The organism is Paenibacillus sp. FSL H7-0918 (assembly GCF_038007025.1).
In the GTDB taxonomy this organism is placed as follows: Bacteria; Bacillota; Bacilli; order Paenibacillales; family Paenibacillaceae; genus Paenibacillus_AQ; species Paenibacillus_AQ odorifer.
Genome location: NZ_JBBOWJ010000002.1, coordinates 108,348 through 128,535, shown reverse-complemented (window position 1 = coordinate 128,535; position 20,188 = coordinate 108,348). Strand labels below are relative to the sequence as shown.

At 41.9% G+C, this 20,188-nt stretch carries 18 protein-coding genes; all 18 read left to right on the top strand.

Annotated features, from left to right (window positions below; translation table 11 throughout):
- Positions 1–6: 6 nt before the first annotated feature.
- Positions 7–1,479: an ATPase, T2SS/T4P/T4SS family gene (locus tag MHI15_RS14640; protein ID WP_076281082.1), complete on the top strand. Its 1,473-nt coding sequence runs from the start codon at positions 7–9 to the stop codon at positions 1,477–1,479.
- A complete protein-coding gene (locus tag MHI15_RS14635) occupies positions 1,457–2,440 on the top strand; it encodes a hypothetical protein (protein WP_076281081.1) in 984 nt (327 codons plus the stop codon). The genes MHI15_RS14640 and MHI15_RS14635 overlap by 23 nt, the downstream gene beginning before the upstream one ends.
- Positions 2,437–3,318, top strand: coding sequence for a hypothetical protein (locus MHI15_RS14630; protein ID WP_076281080.1), 882 nt, complete (start codon positions 2,437–2,439; stop codon positions 3,316–3,318). The genes MHI15_RS14635 and MHI15_RS14630 overlap by 4 nt, the downstream gene beginning before the upstream one ends.
- A 29-nt stretch (positions 3,319–3,347) precedes the next feature.
- Positions 3,348–3,542, top strand: a complete 195-nt coding sequence (locus tag MHI15_RS14625) for a hypothetical protein (RefSeq protein ID WP_076281079.1) — start codon at positions 3,348–3,350, stop codon at positions 3,540–3,542.
- A gap of 17 nt (positions 3,543–3,559) precedes the next feature.
- Entirely contained in the window at positions 3,560–4,042 is a 483-nt protein-coding gene (locus MHI15_RS14620) for a hypothetical protein (RefSeq protein ID WP_339190238.1), read from the top strand.
- A 14-nt stretch (positions 4,043–4,056) separates the two neighbouring features.
- Positions 4,057–4,554: a hypothetical protein gene (locus MHI15_RS14615; protein WP_076281078.1), complete on the top strand. Its 498-nt coding sequence runs from the start codon at positions 4,057–4,059 to the stop codon at positions 4,552–4,554.
- Between the two features lie 17 nt (positions 4,555–4,571).
- Positions 4,572–4,802 (top strand): EsaB/YukD family protein, encoded by a 231-nt coding sequence (locus MHI15_RS14610; protein WP_175623546.1) that lies wholly within the window; start codon positions 4,572–4,574, stop codon positions 4,800–4,802.
- 14 nt (positions 4,803–4,816) lie between these two features.
- On the top strand, positions 4,817–5,644 hold the full coding sequence (locus MHI15_RS14605; protein ID WP_339190240.1) for a DUF5050 domain-containing protein: 828 nt from the start codon (positions 4,817–4,819) through the stop codon (positions 5,642–5,644).
- Positions 5,645–5,649: 5 nt separating this feature from the next.
- Positions 5,650–9,534, top strand: coding sequence for a type VII secretion protein EssC (gene essC / locus MHI15_RS14600; RefSeq protein WP_280752666.1), 3,885 nt, complete (start codon positions 5,650–5,652; stop codon positions 9,532–9,534).
- A gap of 16 nt (positions 9,535–9,550) precedes the next feature.
- Positions 9,551–9,898, top strand: a complete 348-nt coding sequence (locus MHI15_RS14595) for a WXG100 family type VII secretion target (protein WP_076281074.1) — start codon at positions 9,551–9,553, stop codon at positions 9,896–9,898.
- A 46-nt stretch (positions 9,899–9,944) separates the two neighbouring features.
- Positions 9,945–10,244, top strand: a complete 300-nt coding sequence (locus tag MHI15_RS14590) for a WXG100 family type VII secretion target (protein ID WP_036684485.1) — start codon at positions 9,945–9,947, stop codon at positions 10,242–10,244.
- A gap of 85 nt (positions 10,245–10,329) precedes the next feature.
- Positions 10,330–11,469 (top strand): Mbeg1-like protein, encoded by a 1,140-nt coding sequence (locus MHI15_RS14585; RefSeq protein ID WP_339190243.1) that lies wholly within the window; start codon positions 10,330–10,332, stop codon positions 11,467–11,469.
- Between the two features lie 40 nt (positions 11,470–11,509).
- On the top strand, positions 11,510–12,340 hold the full coding sequence (locus MHI15_RS14580; RefSeq protein WP_076281072.1) for a hypothetical protein: 831 nt from the start codon (positions 11,510–11,512) through the stop codon (positions 12,338–12,340).
- Complete coding sequence (locus tag MHI15_RS14575; protein WP_341164540.1) at positions 12,340–14,256, top strand: Mbeg1-like protein; 1,917 nt, start codon at positions 12,340–12,342, stop codon at positions 14,254–14,256. The genes MHI15_RS14580 and MHI15_RS14575 overlap by 1 nt, the downstream gene beginning before the upstream one ends.
- Positions 14,257–14,299: 43 nt before the next feature.
- Positions 14,300–15,163, top strand: a complete 864-nt coding sequence (locus tag MHI15_RS14570; RefSeq protein ID WP_076281070.1) for a copper amine oxidase N-terminal domain-containing protein — start codon at positions 14,300–14,302, stop codon at positions 15,161–15,163.
- A gap of 13 nt (positions 15,164–15,176) precedes the next feature.
- Positions 15,177–17,903: a hypothetical protein gene (locus tag MHI15_RS14565; protein ID WP_076281069.1), complete on the top strand. Its 2,727-nt coding sequence runs from the start codon at positions 15,177–15,179 to the stop codon at positions 17,901–17,903.
- Between the two features lie 167 nt (positions 17,904–18,070).
- Entirely contained in the window at positions 18,071–18,952 is an 882-nt protein-coding gene (locus tag MHI15_RS14560; protein ID WP_051491338.1) for an ROK family protein, read from the top strand.
- A 210-nt stretch (positions 18,953–19,162) separates the two neighbouring features.
- Positions 19,163–20,179 carry an HRDC domain-containing protein gene (locus tag MHI15_RS14555; protein WP_248547956.1) on the top strand — a complete coding sequence of 339 codons (1,017 nt, stop codon included), beginning with the start codon at positions 19,163–19,165 and terminating at the stop codon, positions 20,177–20,179.
- Positions 20,180–20,188 lie beyond the last annotated feature (9 nt).

Here is a 20,188-nt window from a genome sequence, read left to right as displayed (position 1 = left end):
AGCGATTTGCTGACACGTGCGAAAATTAGCGATATGCAGCAAAAAGTACTGCATCAGGTAGGACCGAAGGAGAACATGGAGGATCTGGCTAGTAAATATACGACCATAAGCTTTGATGAGGCTTTGGAGTTATGCCAAAAATATATTACGAAAATAACGACACATGCCTATAGGCGAGAAAGCGACCCTGCTCGAAAACGTGAAATGACGAAGGCTTACATAAATGAATTTGTAGATGCACAGAAACCTTCTGTCGAGGGATTTTATGACCTAGCAGAGTTGAAAAACGCACTCACCAATGAAATCACTCACTATGGTCCTATTACCAAGGCTATGGAGGACCCTAGTATAGATGAAATCAGAGCCAACGGACCTGATCAAATCTTTGTGGAAAGCGGCGGAAGAAGCCTGCAGTGGGATCAACATTTTACAGATCGTGATCATATGGAACGGATTATCGCCAAGCTTATAGGTATCTCCAAGGTTCGGCTGATTCCAAAGATACCCATGGTAAATGCCAGAACGATTGAGGGGTATCGTGTGAATGCCACTCATGCTGAGATCTCACCGTATGACCAACCAGCGTTTGTGATCCGAAAGTTCAGCAAGAAGAGTATTGTTCCGAAAATGCTTATTGAGAATAAATCCTTCTCCTCAAACATGTATAAATTATTGTCTTTGATCCCGAAATCAGACTTATCCTGGATTACAGTGGGACCGACAGGAAGCGGAAAGACAACGCTAAATGAAATTCTTGTGAAGGAGATCAATCCTCTATCAAGGATCATTACCATTGAAAATCCTTCGGAGATGAGATTGATTCAAAGAGAAGATAACAGCGAACACGGTAGAGTGCTGAATGATGTGTTGCAATACGAGTCGGTCCCTGATGATGATGACTCAAGCCCAGCGACTATGGAAAATTTGCTTATTAATGCGATGAGACAATCACCTCACTGGATTGGACCAGGGGAGCTTCGAACACCCGGTGAATTCGCCACAGCGCTCCGAGCAGCACAGACGGGACACTATTTCTTTTCCACACTTCATGCAGAGGGGGATAAGGAAGCGATCTTCAGATTTCTAACGGCCTATCTAATGGCCTCTAATGAGCCAGCGGAACTTGCTCTACGAAATATCTGCAGTGCTGTAAAATTTGTAATCTTTCAAGAGAAACTGGCAGATGGTACGCGTAAAGTGACTTCAATTTCAGAGATTTTGGGCTCAGATGGCTTGAATCCACTGATTAATCAAATCTATAGATTTGATTGTGATGATGTTATTGAAGAGATGATTGAAGGCAAGAAGATGATCAAAATTGTTGGCAGACATTTACGTGTAGGAAAGATCTCGGAGAATATACAGCAGCTAATGCTCAAGGCCGGAATTAAGAGAAGCAGGTTTGAGTTCTTTACCAAGGATCCGTTGGAGGGCGAAACAGAGGTGTACGAATTCGATGAATACAACTTTAATCATTAGTCTACTTCTTGGTACGGCTGCATTTGTACTATTTAACGCCATCTTTGAGGTCAAGTTTTTTCAGGGGTCTGTAAGATATGTTCTCGACGTTATGGATACCCTCGCAGAGTACCTTGGCAAGTATAACACAAAGCGTTATGTCGACCGGATCAAGAAGGAACGAATTGTCAGGCAGAAGGAAAATATTTATGCGAAATACAATCGAATGGTAGAGGGTCTAATTTTAGATTTTAATATGCCTTTTACACTGGAGAGCTTCACCTCAATGCTTTGCATTTGTTTTGCTATTATAGCTCTGCTAGTGGTTCTGCTTATGAATAGCATTACGCTTTCGCTTGTGATCACGATTTCAATCTTTGTAGGCTTGTTTACTTTTTTCGTGATGCAGTCTAGAGCCATCCAAGCAGAACGGCTGGAAAATATAATGGATGCCGAAGATGTAATTTGTCCGTTAGCCCGTGAAGGTGTACTAGTAGCCATTAAAAAGGTGATGGAGAGCGATGAATATATCAGTCCTAACCTTAGGCCCTATTTCCAGCAGTTTATAGATAATTGTGATAACAACGGCTATTCCTTTAAGCAAGCTATTACGCTGTTAAATAGACAGCTTGGTCCTAAATTTGATAATTTCACAAAAAAAGCAGTGGTTTTCGAATATAACGAAAGAAAAGGTATGGCAGACATTTTCCTCGATATTGTAGATGAAAATGCCGTGCTGCGCGAGATTAACTCTAAAAAGGAACGGATTTTTAGAAAGATGAATCGAGATTTTATGTTTAAAACCGGAATCATTGTGCTTTTTTTCTTGTACGCATTAACTGTAAAGGATTTTAGAGAATTTATGCTTGTAAGTAATGTTGGGAAATTGATCAACACGATATTGATTAGTGTCATTTGTTTAAGCTTTGCACGCAGCCAGGTACTCCAAGGGAACGTCGGCATGGGTGGTGAGCGCAAATGATATTCCTAGTTAAGCTGATAGCCATGCTCTCCATCCTTTATTTGATCAAGATATTGTTATACCCCTTCTTTAAACCTGTGAGCAGAAAACAAAAAAAACGTGCACGTCAATATATCAAGCAGCGTAAAAATGCGGCGTTAAAAGAGAAGTTCAACCAATATAAACGAAGAATTGCAATGAAATATGTTAAAGGGTTATTGGGAAGTGCTGAAAGGTTAAGATTCAAGAAAATCATTGACCGACTTGATCTACAAAAGACTCCAGAGGAAATACGGACCGAGCAATTCATGTACTCGCTAAGTGCTATTGTGATTATGTTGTTGCTATGGAAGGTGAACATCCTGCTTGGCTGTATCTCTGCCATCTTCATCATGCTGGGCTGGCTCTATCCGGTGGTCGAGTTGGAGAAGATTATCGATAAGAAGAACAAAAATATATCCCTGGATTTCCCAGCCTTTTATAGTATGGTCTATTACCAGTATATAAAGTCGGTCAACATACATTTCTCGGATGTGCTTAAGGATTACATTCCCAGTGCAAATCCTGATATAGCCGAGGAGCTTGGTGTGATGCTGGATAATATTGATTACGGAGAAGAATTCGCTTTTAAGCAGCTGAAGAAACGGATTCCAATGCATTATGTGATCAAGTTCTGCGACATTATGGAGACTAGGCTTAAAGGATACGATAATGTGTCTCAGATGGCATATCTCAAGAATGAATTAGATGGCTTCAGAATCAGGGCTTTGGAAGAAGAACTGGAGAGCAGGCAGCGCAGCAGTGCAAGAATCCAATTTCTACTTATTATAGTGTTGGCCATTTATATCGTTATGTACTATTTATTTACCATTCTGAGTTCGATGAAGATGTTTCAATAAGCCAATTTTATTTATAGGGGGATACACGAATGAAGACAGATCTAAAGGAATTGCTAGTGGAGGAAAAAGGGGAAGTAGGCATCAAGCAAATCGCGATTACGGTCGGCGTTATTATATTAATTGGTGTGGTAGTCACTTATTTAAAGGGCGGAGTACTGGCAGGATGGGTTGATGATATCTGGACATTTTTATTCGATGATTTGATCAAAAAGATGGTTAGCTAATTTGGGGTGAAAATACAATGCAAGGGATAGCAAAGGCAGTATTACTTACCATACTGACTTCGGTTACGATTCTGCTGTTTGTGAATTTGGCTTTCTTTTTCCCATGGTATTTAACGCTAGTCACAGAGACGTATAGTGTTTCGCAGATTGTAGCTGGTGATAACTACTTGAAGGAATCGTATTATGAGGATGCTATGGAGAGATTACAGGAGCGCCCTATTTACCGAGATAAAGCCGGTGATATTGTCATTACGGTCACTAATGCAGATCATGATAATGCGATTGGTAATGATGATGAAACCTCATATTACGATGAAGGGAACGAATGGAATAAACCTTATCGGCAAAGAGGCGAACCACTTACGGTTGAGATTAAAGCTGTGTATCCTTTCTCTATCACTTTATGGGGAAAGAAGCTGGAGCGTGAAATTCCGGTCCACTTCTCCATGTCAACGACAGGCCTGAAACATTATAAGGATCTGGACTACTATATAGATTGATAGGATGACTTTTGGTGAAAAATATTGCAGTAGGAGTATTGTTGATTATTCTAGTGTCAATTGTTGTGGAGCCTTTGGTGGAGATGGGCATTGTATTTAGAGAGAAGGTAGTGCTGAGCACTGCGATCTCAAATGCTTGCCGCGCAGCTAAGGATCGGAGTTTGGAGTATGAACTGCTACGTGGACTGGATGCGGTGATTAACGAGGAGAGGTTCAAAGAATACTTTTCAGATGCGTTCGAAAGCGCTCTAAATGTATCGGAACAGACCGATGATGGCAACGTGCTTACATTTACATCCAATGATGATAGATACAATGATTTTACGGTAAGTTTAGATTTTTCTAACATGGAGAATGCCCAAACCAGTCAAAGAGTATCAGAAGTTAATGTGAAAGCACAGGCAACATACAAATTTAAAACCAGATACTTAAAGCTCGCTGAAGAAGCAGACAAAGAAGTAGATTATCAGTTAATTAGCGAGAGGAAATATATTCTCTCCGTTAAGAATTGATGAAAGGAATAATCGGAATGGATTATATAATGGTTACTTTTCAAACGGATACAGCTCTAAGAATGGACCTAAAAGTTCCGGTGTTTGTGACTATAGAAGAACTGTTAGACATGTTAATGGAGTCCTTGAGCTTAAAGGAGAGAAGCGGGGCCAAGCTTCAGGCTGAGCCATTAGGCAGAATATTAAGTAATAGTAAAACCTTGGATCAAGAAGGTGTAGCCCAAGGCGCACTGCTCACACTTATCTGAGAAGGGGCAATGAAATGAATAGCAACCTGCAAAGTGGCGGATTAATCCTAAAGGCTGATGAATCTCTTTTTATTACGGATATTAAAAATTATTCAGGAACCTATTCTTTAGATAGAGCGAATGATCAAGCAGTGCCTATTCATTATGAGGGTTTGTTCTGGTTCATGAATGAGGCTGGAAATTTCCTTTATTACAGTGATCAGTTAAAGGGGAATGTGCTCTGTAAGCTTGATATTGTAAAGCAACATACAGAAGTATTGTTAGACAAACCTTGTTATCAGCTTCAGCGACATGAAGATTGGATCTACTATATTCACGAGGAGGACCATCGATTGTATCGCTGTGCTACTAGTGGTAAACGTGATATGAAGCTGATTGATGAGCATGTGGAGAGTTTTCTCTTGTATGAAGGACAAATCTACTATGCTACACCAAATGGGATTAAGAGGAGCATAGTATCCGGTGAGGCTAGTGAAAGGATTAGTGAAATGGTTACAAGTTTACTGATCCGAATAGGAAGTAAACTGTGTTTTCCAGATGCCGGGAATGGACACCGCTTGACGCTGCTTGATGTGGAGCGTGATACGTTAACTGTGGTAGACAATATAGATGCCCTTAGTATGAGCTCGGATGACAAATATATTTATTGTGCTAACCGATTAAATGACAACAGTATATATCGAGTGGATCCATTGCATGGAGGGAGTATTCGAATATCTGGGGAAAGCGCGGACTATTTACATGTTCTGGACAATGATCTTTATTTTTGCAGTGGTCGTGAATGGCATCGAATCTCTCTATTTGGTGGAGAGGCGGAGACAATAACCTTTATAGGAAGGTAGATCTAATGAGCTATGAATTCAGTCGTCAGCCCCGTTTCCTACCGGATATGCCCCGGGGAGAAATTGATGTTCCTAATCCACCTATGATTAACGAGAAACCAGAAATCTCTTGGTTCGGAATATTGCTTCCACCTATCGTAATGTTGATTATTACCGTATTAATCGCAATGACTTCACAGTCTATCTATTTACTGATCTCAGTTGCGACTACAGTAATGACACTGATTGGGTCATTGACAGGAGCAACTTCTCAGATTCGGAAATATAAGCTAAAGAAGAAGGAACGGGAAGAAAAATATCTTCAATTTATAACCGATGTCCGCAGCGAATTGTCGATAGCTCGCGAACAACAGGTAAAAGCCATGAATGAAATGAGCCCGGAACCTGCGGAATGTGTGCAACGAATCCTGCGCAGGGATAACAAGCTATGGGAAAAAACGCCTTCACATAATGATTTTCTGGCTCTGCGGATCGGGGTGGGAAGTGTACCGCTGGAACTGCACATCAAATACACCAAACAGGCGATCATCCTTGAAACGGACCCGCTGTTGATGGAGCCGCAGAGATTGGCCATGGAATTCGAGAAGGTCTCGAATGTTCCCATAACGGTTAATCTGGTGACTTCCGAAATATGCGGGATTGCCGGTGAAAGCGATAAAACAGCTGTGCTAATAAAGCTGATGCTGCTACAGCTTGTGACTCATCATGGTTATGACGATGTCAGGGTTATTGTTCTTGCCGCAGAGGATGAATTGGAGAAATGGGATTGGCTGAAATTTGTACCCCACCTATGGGATGACGGGTTTAATATCAGATTTCTTTTATGTGGTAAAGCCATTGCCCATCAGACCTTGTCCGAGATTTATGGCTCTTTGAAGGAACGGGAGATGAGGTCTTTGAGCGGTGGTGTATTGCCCCATTATCTCTTTATTGTAGAGGACGCTTCCTTGCTTGAGAATGAGCTAATCAGTAAATATTTGTACAACGGCAGTGTAAAGCTTGGAGTATCAACCCTTTTTATCGCCAAGAATTCCGCTTATCTGCCCATGAACTGTAAAACGGTTATTCATTTAAACGGAAAAAGTGGTGAAATGGCCAATCGATTAACCGGAGAGAAGATCGTGTTTACTCCAGACCAGGCAGACATAAATGATTTAGATCTAGTCGCGAGAAAGCTCGCACCGCTTCGTATTAAAAATTCAAGTGCTAGTTTCTCGCTTCCATCCTCCATCACGCTGATGGAAATGCTACAGAACGAAAAGGTGTCTGAAGTAAATGTAATTCTGAACTGGACCCGCAACAAAACCTATATGGGCATGAGCGTACCTATAGGGGTGAGAGCTGGCGGAGAAGCTTTATTTTTAGATATGCATGAGACGGGGTTTGGGCCCCATGGTCTTGTAGCCGGAACAACAGGTTCTGGCAAAAGTGAGTTACTGCAAAGTATCATCGTATCCCAAGCCATTCATTACCATCCCCATGATATTGCTTTTGTTCTCATCGATTACAAAGGGGGAGGCATGGCAGATGTATTTAAAGGAATGCCTCATTTGGTCGGTACCATTACGAATTTGGATGGAAATCAAACGACGAGAGCACTATTGTCTATCAAAAGTGAGCTCATGCGGCGGCAACGTGTCTTCTCGGAATATGGCGTGAACAATATTGATAAATACCAGAAATTATTTTATAGCAAAGATGTAAAAGGTGACATGCCAGCTATTCCCCATCTGATTATGATTGCGGATGAGTTCGCGGAGCTTAAGCAGGATCAACCGGATTTCATGAAAGAGCTTGTAAGTACGGCCCGGGTAGGTCGAAGCCTTGGCGTCCATTTGATCCTTGCCACCCAGAAGCCTGCCGGCGTAGTGGATGACCAGATATGGAGTAACTCGAAATTTAAAATATGTCTTAAAGTGCAGGATGAGGCTGACAGTAGGGATGTTATTAAACGTCCTGATGCGGCCATGATTAAGGAACCGGGACGGGCGTATATACAGGTCGGAAATGATGAGATCTTTGAGTTGTTCCAATCTGCGTATTCTGGTGCTGATTATGATCCGAAAGGCGAACTACAGAAACAGGAGAACAAGCCCAAACGAATCTATAAGGTAGCTCTGAATGGTAGAAGCGAGCAGATCTTTCCGCTTGAAGAAGAGAAAATCTCCAAAAATGAGTCCGCTTCCCAGCTCCATGCCATGGTTGAATACATTACAGAAACCGCCAAGCAATATGGGATTTCTCCAATGAAGGGGCCTTGGCTACCGCCACTGCCTGATGTAGTCTACCTCGATTTATTGCTGCCGAATAGCTTAGCAGAAGGTAGATGGCCGCAGCAGCAGAAACTGCTCAGTGTGCCAGTGGGGCTCATGGATGATCCAAGAGGACAGAGACAGGAAGCGCTGGAGATAGATTTTGCATCTGAGGGGAATCTGTTTGTCTATGGAACGCCGGGTACAGGTAAAACTGTGTTCCTCAAAACGTTATGTTTATCGATGGCTCTGATGTATCCGCCGGATGACGTCAATATCTATATTATGGATTTTGGCGGAAGCTCACTTAAAGCTATGGAGAAGCTTCCTCATGTCGGTGGGGTAATGACACTGGAACAAGAAGATAAAATTGACCAATTTATGCGCTTTATGTTCAGGGTTATGGAGGATCGAAGAACGCTGTTTCAAAATAATGGAAGTGAAGGGTTCAATGATTACCGTAGAAGTGGACGAAAACTTCCCGCATTTATAGTCATAGTCGACAACTACTTTGCTTTATCGGAGACCTACGAAGATTTTGACGCTCAAATGGTGCTGCTGGCTCGTGAAGGTTTTAAATACGGTATTTATATGGTCGCTACAGCAACCAATAGTGCTTTGGTCAGATATAAATTTTCGGTTAACTTCAAAATGGCGATCAGCTTCCAGATGACTGAGAAGAGTGAATATGATGGTATTGTAGGACGAACGGAAGGCTTGGAACCCGCAAAGGTTGCAGGCAGAGGATTGGTAAGAGGCAAGCCGCCTTTGGAATTTCAGACTTCGCTTCCTGAATATCAACATTCCGCTACCGAGCTCATCTTGAAGAGAATGGAGGCTTTGAATCTAAGTGGAGCCGCACCAATTCCGGTGATGCCTTCTACGATTGATCTGCGGCAGCTCAATAATAATACAGAGCAACTGGCCATAGGCTTGGGCAATAATGATTTACAGCCTGTGTTTATAGACCTTGTTGCAACACCAGTGCTGATGATAGCTGGAGAGGCTATGTCAGGAAAGAGCACTTTACTTGTATCGTGGATGAAGCTGATGAGCGAAAAGCAGGATATAGAGGTATATGCGCTGGATTCATCTGCTATGGGCATTTATGAACTGATACAACAGTCTTACGTAACGGATTTATCGAACGTGGATGATTTGGACAATTTCATTGATGGGATCAAAGAACAATTGGAAACTAGACGCAGTGAGCTTCTCTCATGCAGAATGTCCGGTGGTGACGTTGGCGCTCTGATGAAACAGTGGAAGCAGATCATCTTCGTTATTGATCGTCTAAGTGAATTTACGAGCGGAGACAAGTACATGCTGCATGAGCTGATTGAACGAATTGTGAAGCAAGAACGCGGTATGAAGGTAGCTGTTCTAGCGGCAGATAACACAAGTGATCTTACCTCTAATTGGGATTCCTTGGGCAAGACTATCCGAGAAGAACAGACCGGGATTTTGCTAGGAAGAATGAAAGAACAAAATCTTTACAATGTTTCTTTACCTTACGGAACCCAGGAGAAAGAAGGGGAGCAAGGTGATGGCTATCTCATTGTAAAGAATAAATATACCGGATTAAGATGTGCCGTATGGAGTAAGGAGAATCGAGTTAATGCGGGAGTAGGAGTTTAGGATGGAGGTGTAGCTAGTGTCAGTTAGTCCATCAGAAATCAGGGGAAACGCTTCACAGATCCATAGTCTAACTAATGAAGTAAACAGTACTTCAAAAAAACTGCAAAGCGATTATACACAATCGGCCAGCTATTGGACCGGTACGGCTTCTAAGGCATTTCAAAGTGAATACAACGAGCTGGATAGCGAAATGAAGACCCTGCTCACAATGCTGGGTAGGCTCGAAAGTGGGGTCCAAAGAGTGGCTTCAGAAGTGATCCGTGCTGAACAGGAAAGAGAAGAAAAGCGAAGACTAGCAGAGAAGGCGGCGCAAGAGGCACTGAAACAAAAGCAATTAGAAAAACAAAAGCAAAGCCAGAAGTAATGACAGGGTTGTTGAGATATAAATGCTTTGAAAGGAGGTGAATAATGTGGCGGGAAACAATCTTACATTTAATCCGGATCAGGCACTAGGTGTAGCTAAGTCTATTAAAACCAAAGCAAATAATGCAGATACTCTTATCAAACAATTGCAATCTGAAATTCATGCCGTTAGCGGTTGGTGGCAAGGAGAATCACAAACAGCTTTTATACAACAATTCGATGGACTTATGCCTAGTTTTAAGGAAATGGTTCTCTGTGTAGAGAATATCAGTAAGAACCTAACGCAAATTGCTAACATCAAGCAACAAGCCGAGCAAGAAATGGCAAGTAAACTGCGTGGAAAATAATGCTGGCATACATAACAAGGCAGATTTTGAGCCATCTGCCTTGTTAGTATGATTTTAATGTGAATTTATTTGGGGGGATCTGTAAGTGAAGCTGACCGAACAACAATACATAACACTGGCATCAGTTGTAGAAGCAGCAGACGGTCTCGAACTGACGGATAGTCTGGCTTTTGCTGGTGCAGCAGCCTATGCCTATAGAGATGAGCATGATGATAGATTAATTATCTTTACATATAAAGGAAAAGATTGGCTTGCGGATCTGCAGTCTCTGTTAAGCGGTCAGAGCAGCATGCCGGAGGAAGCATCAAGATTTTTATTAAAAAACAAAGGGGAGAAGGATTGCCAGGTTACTGGTTATTCCATGGGCGGTGCCTTAGCTCTTTATGCAGCAACGGTTAATGAGGGGATTGGTGGTGTGGTATTCGATGCACCAGGTATAGCAAACATTCTGACTGTGGAGCAAAAGGGAAAGCTTCAGGTTAAAAATATTGTGGCTTATAACAGTCTTGTATCCGCGTTAGGCAAACACAACGAAGAGATTGTATTTGCTAAATCGGGTATAGAAGAAACGGAATTTCTAATTCCTGATTCGCTTTGGCAGCGCTATACCTTTGACGCTGAGGGGAATGTGATTATAGGTGAAAAAGGGAATGCCTATGCTTTGCTATCTAAGATTAATATCCTAACGGAAGAGCATACGCCTGTTTTTGATGCTGTTATGAGTGGATTTGGGGATACCGTCGGACTAACAGAAGCTGCATCGGACCATTTGGGTTACGTGATATTTACCTTAATAGATCAGTTGGATGTAGGAAAAGTGCGAGGTGCACTGATTGAAATTGCCCACAAATATGAACGAATGTTGGATGCGAAGTTCAGCGAGTGGAGAACCGAAATGAATAATATTCCGGAATCCTTCTTATTCGATGACATCTCTGCGAAATTTGAACAACTATCTGAAGCAGCCATGCTAGAGGCAGCGGGAATAGCAGAAGAGCTTAATGAAATCACGCAAGCTGTCTTATCCATCCTACTGATTTGCAGTCCGGTAGGGGATAAGCTGATGGACCATGTAGAGGAATGGTTGAATAAACTGACAAATGCCCTCATGGAACGTATGGAGAAACTAACGAACCAAATGACATTACATCTAGATAAGGTGGTTGAAACAACCATGAATCAAATGCTCAAATTTCCAGAATTGAAGCTGGATTTTGAATTCTGATTACTAACTGGAATCGCCATCAAAAAGGAGTGAAGCCAGCATGAAAAAGATTTATACAAGGAAGGTGTTGACTCTGATGTTGATATTATCAATGTTCAGCTTTATGGGATGTGGCTCTAGAGAGGAGAAAAGTGAAAAGAAAATTTTGAGCTCCTTGCAGGAAAAGTATGGCGAGGAATTCATCCTTGATGGCATAGGCGGCGGTTGGGGAACGATGAACAACAATACATTGAAGGCGACTGTGCATCCTAAGAAGGATGACACGATTAATGTACGGGTGGAAATCACGAAGGATTTGGAAAAGGTGTATGACAACTATTTAAACCAGGTGGTAGCAAAAAAAGACGAACCAATGATTCAAGCAATCGCTGCTAGCATTTGGCCTGACAGTAAAATTATCGTTGCCAACGAAACGGGGTTGGTTTACCCCAAACATAACGATACAAAGCTTTCCTACGAGCAATTTCTGAAGTTATATCCAACGAATACGCTGGTGATTTCAGTCTATTTAAATAGTGATAACTATGTTGATGGTAATGGAGATATGGACCAAGAGGCAGAAATGAGAAAATATATGGATTTTGCAAAAATACTAGCAGAAAATAAATATGTGAGTAGTCTGATAGGGATAGGATACCTCACTCCAGAGGCCTATGGTCGATTAGAAGAGGTCAAAAAGGCAGAGGAAAGTGTTGACATATATTTTAGTGACGAAACTAAAAAAACAGGAATTATTAATATAGTTACAATGGCTGGATTCAAATTAGGAGTTGATGGAAAGATTGTAGAATCTCAAGACAAGATTAGAGAATTCTTTGATATATGGAAAGAGGACAGAATAAAAAGAATGGAACAAAGAGGGGGATTGTAATGGACGATACGCTTACAGAGGTAGAGTTAAAGCAGATCTCGCAACTTGTTTATTTAGATATACTCAACATTAAGGATTTGGAAAAAACTTATGCATTATATAAAAAAATCACTCTCGGCGAAGTTCTCAACTTCTACGCTTCTCCCGCAGGTCAGCAACAATTAAAAGAACGCTTTCCTGACGATCTTAACGGAGTCAAAGAATACAAGCAGTGGAATGATCTCATAGAGCAGATGAATATATCTGATTATCAGAATTGGGAAATCTCCAATATCGTCTCTCATAATAAAAAAGAGGAATCAGGTTTTGTTGCATTTACAGTAGATACCAAGAACGGGGCAAAGGTAGCGGCGTTCCGGGGTAGTGAACCAATGGATAACCCGCTTTACCATAATGACTGGAAAAACAACGGAACAACTGCATATGCCCTTGAATCTTTACAACAGGCGGAAGCTAAAGAATATATGAATAATTTCAAAATAGATGCGGGTTATGAATTGTTTCTGACTGGGCACTCGCTAGGAGGTAATCTAGCCCTATATTCCTCTTTTATATTACCTGAGAATTTACGGAACCAACTAACTTCCGCATCAACGTTTAATGCACCGGGATTTAATGGAACCTTGCTTGATAAACACAGGGCCACTATAGACGAATTGAATGAGAATGACAAAATTAAAGAGTTCAGAAATAAAAATGACATCGTTCCGGCCCTATTTCAAAATCCATCGGCAGGTATTTACATTGATACTGAATCTGAAAGGAATACCGTCCTGCCACATCATTCCTTATTCTCACTGAAGATCGACGGGAACAATGAGTCCTTTCAACGTTCAGAGTCACAGACTCGGGCTTTGGTTCCTAACCTAGTGCATAATATTACAGTTGGTCTGGAAATTGTGCCGGGCCCCCTAAAGGAAGCATTGGTCGAAGGGATTTTCAAAGTATTGGATGGGGAAGTAGATCTGCGGCCATTAGCGTTTGCGGGAGTAGCCGTAGTTGGACTTTTAATGGTGACAGTTGGGCCCGTTGCAGTTGTTACTGCGGCGCTTACTGCAGCGTTAGCTGCGCTCGTTGTCACTATAAAAGCTCTGGTTGCGCTTTATGTGATTGGTTTTGTAATTGACAGTGTGATTCCCTGGATTGAGCAAAGGGTGGAGGATATCAAGGAGAGAGTAGTTTCCTTTTATAATCAAAGTGTTGAATTTGTAACGAATATGGTGACAGAAGCTGTCCGAGTGACTAATTTGATCGGTGATAAAATTGCGGAGTTTTCACAAAAGGTAAAGCACGCAGTTTCTGATTTTATGACGAAAATGAAAGAGGGCTTCAATCGTTTTGTAGAGAATGCCATTCAATATGTTGAAGCTCAGAAGGAATATTGGATTAGTGTAAAAGACAAAGCGATGAAGAAAATGGGGGATATATTCCAAAGTGTAAAATCTAAAATTAAGAAAACAAAGGAAGAATTTATCGCTGGCGCACGCACGATTAAAGATTCAGCGATCAGCAATGTTAAATCGACCGTAACGAAAACCATTACGAAGATTGCAGTTGCATCTGCTAGTGTCATTCAAGGAGCTAAGATCTTGGCGAATATGGATAAACTGGAGAGTCTGCAGAAAAGTCTGGTGCGTAAGGAAGAGAGCATTGCTGAAGTCGTCGAGAGGATATTATCTATAGCTTCTGGAGTAAGTTCTAACGTGGGCAGGGCTTACAGTGAATCTTATGTTCAAGCTCAATTAAGAGAAGTTCAACGTTTAAGCAATGAAGTCCGGACGCAGAAAAATCGTGTAACAACAGCGATAAACGGAAAAACTGCAGGTTTAAGATACACTGTTACAAAATATCGAGAGATTGAATCTAAAATTGTTGCTGCTGCCCGTGCAAGTACTACCACAATACACCTGAACTAATTATATCAGGAAATAGAAAGATAAATTTGAGAGGAGCAATTATATGAAAAAAATAATTAGTTCGCTGCTTTTATTACTAATGGTATCCCTGATGACTTCTGCATTTTCAGGTTTTGCAGCAAGTCTTCCATTGAGAGTAGTAGTAAATGGAGAAAAAGTTATTTTTCCAGACGCCCAGCCTTTTATCGATGCGCAGCAAAGGGTACAGCTACCCGTGCGTTTTATAAGTGAAGCGCTTGGAGCTAAGGTGTTATGGGACAGTAAGGCTAAAAAGGCAACAATCTCGCTTGAAGGCAAAACAATGGGTGTCTATATCGGGAAAAAGAGTTATGAGCTCAATGGAAAAACAAAACAAATGGACACGGCTGCATTGTTCAAACAGTCAAGAACTTTTGTCCCACTTCGATTTGTATATGAAGGACTCGGTGTAAACGTGAAATGGGATGATGCTGTGAAGACGGTCTACATCACTACTCCTTCAGGTGAAATAGCTACCTCTGATAAGCCTGCTACGGGAGAATCAACGAATGGAGCCAAGACGGTAACGATTCATGGGTTTGAAATCCCGTATACCCATCTGGGGGCCAATCTAGAGTCGACTTATATTACCGATTCACAGCTGACAGTATACAACAATGATGATCGGAAAGCAGGTCAGTATCTTTTTCAAATTACAATTACATTTACTAATATAGGCTCTGACCCTGCACTGGAGGCGAAGGAAGCAGAGAATATTCTTAGACAAAACATTGAGGGCGATGTCGTAGATTCGATTATGAAGTATGTTAGAACAAAAACAAAAAGAATGGATGAGCTAGAATATAAAGTCTTCCAAAGCAAAGATTATAAAATTGATGTAGACTCTCCTGGTATGGGGGATATAGGAATCGCAGTATGGCCGAAGTAAGAGAGGTGAAGGTATGAAAAAATCGATATGGCTTAGTATAGTGACAATATTCTTATTCCAATCTATAGCTTCTTCAGTTTTCTCTGAAGAGTCAGTGAATGATACTTCTAACAATCTTCCAAAAACAGCGACAGCTGTTATCGAGAAGATCAATAAAGATATGGCGGAGCTCTATAAAAAATCTAATTATTACACAATGGAGACTAATAAAGGAAAGTTAAGAGAGGATTTGTTACAAAACCAGATAAAATCTAACAATAGTAATTTTGAGATTGTCTATGGTGGAAATCATGAATGGCTTGAGCATAGCAATATGTTTGCTTTTTCCGGGTATTCGATTGATGGGGACTCGGTCTCAACTGAGGGAGCTCCATGGTATGCTGGATGGAGCGGGATTCAAATTCAGAATTTTAATATGATTAAGGAACCTTGGAAGGACTCGGGCGTAAAATCAAGCTACAAAATTAGAAAAAATGATTTTGATGCATTTGTAGGTAGGGATATTGAGTATCTAGTGAATTCCGGCGGGACTTTTGAGCAGGCTATTCTTACTGGACTAAACCTGAGCTATGCCGGTAAGAAATATGAACGGTTCATCTATAACAATCAAGACAAGGAGTATAAAGACAGGGTTGTATACACTCAGAATACTACACCGTCTAAGGGAGGGCGATGGATAGATTATGTTCACGTCCTGCAACCGCCTACCTATCTGTCTTGGGGATCAGGGAGGATTTACATCCAAGGTTCCAACGGAAATATTACTTACTTAGGCATTCCTATCGCACCGTTTATTTTGCAGGTAAATGATTTATCCCCTCATTTCGAAACTTTGCCAACCGGCGCGGTAGCTGGACAAGAGGTAACCGTTGGAATCAGACTCAGATCCAGCTTCGCCACCCAGAAAACAACAGATTACGCTTGGAAGATCACGAGTAACGGAAAGGAAATCCCTGTAAGATACCATGGTCATGCGTCAACGTTAGCAGGTGAAATTATGCTTGCGGCTAATACGGCTGACAATATTCTTTTCGCGACATTTACAATGCCTGATGAGGACGTATACATCCAGTTTAATCTGAACAGGCTGAAGTCACCTAATGAAGTCTTTTACGGAAATAATGAGATTTACGGATGGATTAAGAAGGTCAACTCGATGCCAACAACTAAAGGCTCCTTCGATCTGGATTATAATGTGTTATCGAAAAAAGTGAAATTCGGGTTAGCCGATGGCGCTGCTATAAAGGCTGTTCTACAACCGCAATATTCTGATTTTACTTGGAGTGGGAATGCTACAGGCGCTTTGGAAGTAATCAATAATTCGGATACTATCTATCGTTATTTCCGTGTGGAGAATAATCCGCTGGTTAACGATGCCGCCAGTACTATAGTTAGACAACCTGACATCATAGCTAGTCTACAGCGCCCTGATTTTGGTGATGATCCTGTTAACGGTAAGTGGTACATTAATCCGGCTCCGTATACACCTAATCAAAAGTCAGGTAATATCAGTTTCCAGGGTACTGTGAGCAGAAATTTCACTCGTAATTATCAGGTGTGCAGCACAACAAAGAACGGGGAAGGTAAAGATGTTGAATCTTGTCAAACATATACGGAGAGCGGCAGCACTTCAGCTCCGTTTACACCAGGTGAGGATGTCAAAACCATTCGGACTTATATTTATAATGGGGCCAAACAAATAGCACCTAAGCTGTACAAGAATTCAATAGACAAGAATAAAGCGGATTCTTTGATTCGAAAGCTCTTCTGGACAAGTGAGCCTTACAATTATAATGTAATCCGCTGGATGGCTCATGAAGATGAAAATAAGAACTTACAGGATTGGACGAAAGTAAAGGGGCAATTCGAGCGAATCTTCACACAACAGGCAAGCGGAGATATCGGCTGGAAGGTAGAGAATAGCATGGCTCAAGCTTATAAGAAAGCCAGAGCTACCGCTAAAAAGATGCTTAACGACAAATCTAATTATGATACCGCCGTGTTTGCGACGGATAAGCAACTTCAAGGGTATGATTATCCGATTAAATCCGGATATTATTTTAATCCTGTTGGAACGTATACCTTTACACTGGAGACAGTTACGTTTAAAGATACGGATAAAGACACGAAGGACCATAAGGATCTTGTTGAGGAACTTACGAATTCTTTCCGATATGAAACTGATCTTATGTATATCAATAATGATAAAGTTGCGGTCAATCTGCGGAATGAACCACTGAGCAAAAACGGGAATAACTTTGCAAGAAAGCCAGCAGCTTTATCCGTAGAGGATAACACCGGAGTGAATGATGCGAAGTTGCTGACGGTGGAGAACAGCTTTACTAAAGATGTGGAAGAGATCCCATATTCACAAGAAAGAGAAAGTGATAAAGGCACCCATGAATTCTGGAAGAATATATTAGAGGGTTACTCACAGTCTAGTACACTGGGAAGCTTCAACAATTTCAAATACCGTGAATATGTGGGCTTGAATCAGAATATATACAAGATCACGGAAAAGTCTACGGTGACGATTACGATTAATAAGGACCATATTCCTGTCTATACTACAGCTGAAATGCCAGATGGGAAGTACTATGTTAAGGCTTGGCTGGCAGATGTGGAGCTCTCCAAGAGTACCAACGCGTACAAATCACTGGGCAAGCTTGTCGGCATTAAGCCGCTGGATCAAATTGAGGTTACGGTAAAAGGCTCTATGTTTGATGACTTAAATAATTAAACATCAATAGTCTCCCTTCATGCAAAAAAGCATGAAGGGAGTTTTATTATTGTGATAGCGCTTCATCCAACGTATAATAAGGGCTGTTGATTGTTTTATTTTATATTAATTTTTATTTTCAAACTGGATGGCGGATTATTGCTTAATGGAGAAGGGAGATAGTTGCTATGAAGTTATTGGGAGCGATTGAAGCAGGCGGAACGAAGTTTGTATGCGGAATTGGTTATGAGGACGGTACCATTCTGGACCGAGTTAGCTTTCCGACAACAACACCGGAAGAAACGATGGGACTCGTAATTGACTATTTTAATGGGAAGAATGTAGAAGCTTTTGGTATTGGATCGTTTGGACCGATTGATCCCGTGCTGGACAGCCCTACTTATGGTTACATAACAACGACACCAAAACCTCACTGGGGACAATATAATTTGGTAGGTACAATGGCTGAGCAATTTAACGTGCCGATAGGTTTTGATACGGATGTGAATGGTGCAGCGCTTGCGGAAAGTAAATGGGGAGCGGCTAAAGGTCTGGACAGCTGCCTTTATATTACGGTTGGGACAGGTATTGGAGCGGGAGCAGTAGTTGGAGGTCAGATGGTGCATGGATTGTCTCATCCTGAGATGGGACATATTCTAGTTCGCAGACATCCAGAGGACACGTTTGAGGGCTACTGCCCTTATCATGGCGATTGCCTTGAAGGGTTAGCCGCAGGTCCGGGGATTGGCAAACGCTGGGGACAACCAGCAGGCGAGCTACCTGTTGACCATCCAGCTTGGGATATGGAAGCTCATTATCTTGCACATGCACTTATGAATTACGTGTTGATTCTGTCTCCCGAAAAAATCGTAATGGGCGGTGGTGTCATGAAGCAAAGCCACTTGTTCCCGCTAATTCGTACCAAGCTGCAGGAGCTGCTGAAGGGTTATGTTCAGCATCCAGCGCTAAATACCGACATCGATAATTATGTTGTGCCACCGCAGCTTGGAGATAACGCAGGACTTGCAGGTGCGATTGGACTGGCAACTTTAGCTTTGGCAAGAAACTAGTATAAAAAGATATTGACTGTTAGGAAATATATGGTATTGTAGGATCTAACAGTATAGCATTTAATGAGGGAGCACCTCTTTCACGTTTATCGTGAGAGTGGTGCTTTTTTGCGTTTTCCGAGTCTGACAGTGTGGCATTCACATCAGCGAATAAGTAGCTCAGACCGGTAGGTATAGTGCTTGCTGAAGACTAGAAAGGCAGGGATGAATATGCAAATTGTATTTATGAATCGCTTATCCAGAATATCCGGGGTGGATCAAGAGGTGTTCGCTCAGCTATGGATTGGAGAGGAAGAAGGAGTGTGGAGTCTGGGCTGGCGTGATTTTTCAGGCGGTGAGGAAACACAGGAGCATTTGTGGTACGCGGGTGGTTCATGGAATGAAATGCTTTGTGTTTACAGGCATGAGCTGGCGGTGAAGATGGGGGATGGCTATCGGCCGTTGATTGATGGCGTATTTCATGAAGAAGACGGCCTTACCGGGCGTAATCAGGAGCAGCTAAGGCTGCAATATTACAGTGAATATAATGGGAACGAAGCTATATATGAGGAGTTATGTGCTTGGCGCCGCAGCCGAGCTTCTAGTGAACGGAAAGCCCCTTACATTCTTGCCAGCAATCGTTTGTTACGTTTGATAAGCACTTTCTTGCCACATACACCAGAGGAGCTGCTGCAGATCCCTGGTGTAGGGGAAGGAAAGGCAGCCCAATATGGCACGGATTGGTTGGCTATAACCTCTACGGCTGCAAGGGAACATTCCTTTCCTTTGAATTGGGTACACCAAGAAATTGAGGAGGATTCTTTTGTATCCTGGCTCTATAAACAGAAAGAGGTCAAATATAAGAAACAGCTAGAAAGACTGCGATTACGGCGAATTCTGCTGCAAGGGATCGAGAATGGGTTAGGGTTAGAACAGCTTAAGGTGAACAGTGGAGTGAACCGTCGCGAACTGATTGAAGCGGTAGAGGAGCTGGAAAGAGAAGGTTATTGCGTGGAGAAACTGATCGAGGTAGAACTGAAAAATGTGCCGCAGAATGAGCAGGAGGCGATATGGAATGCCTATGCAGAGGTTGGAGATCTTTTTCTAAAGCCAGTGCTGCATAAGGTGTATGGGGAGGATTTTTCAGCAGCAGAAGGGCTGGATAGCTATTATGAACGTCTGCGGCTGATCCGCATTCGTTTCCGGCGGGAGCAAGCTCCTAAAGTGGGCATGGCGACCAGTTTCTAGTAGCTTTTT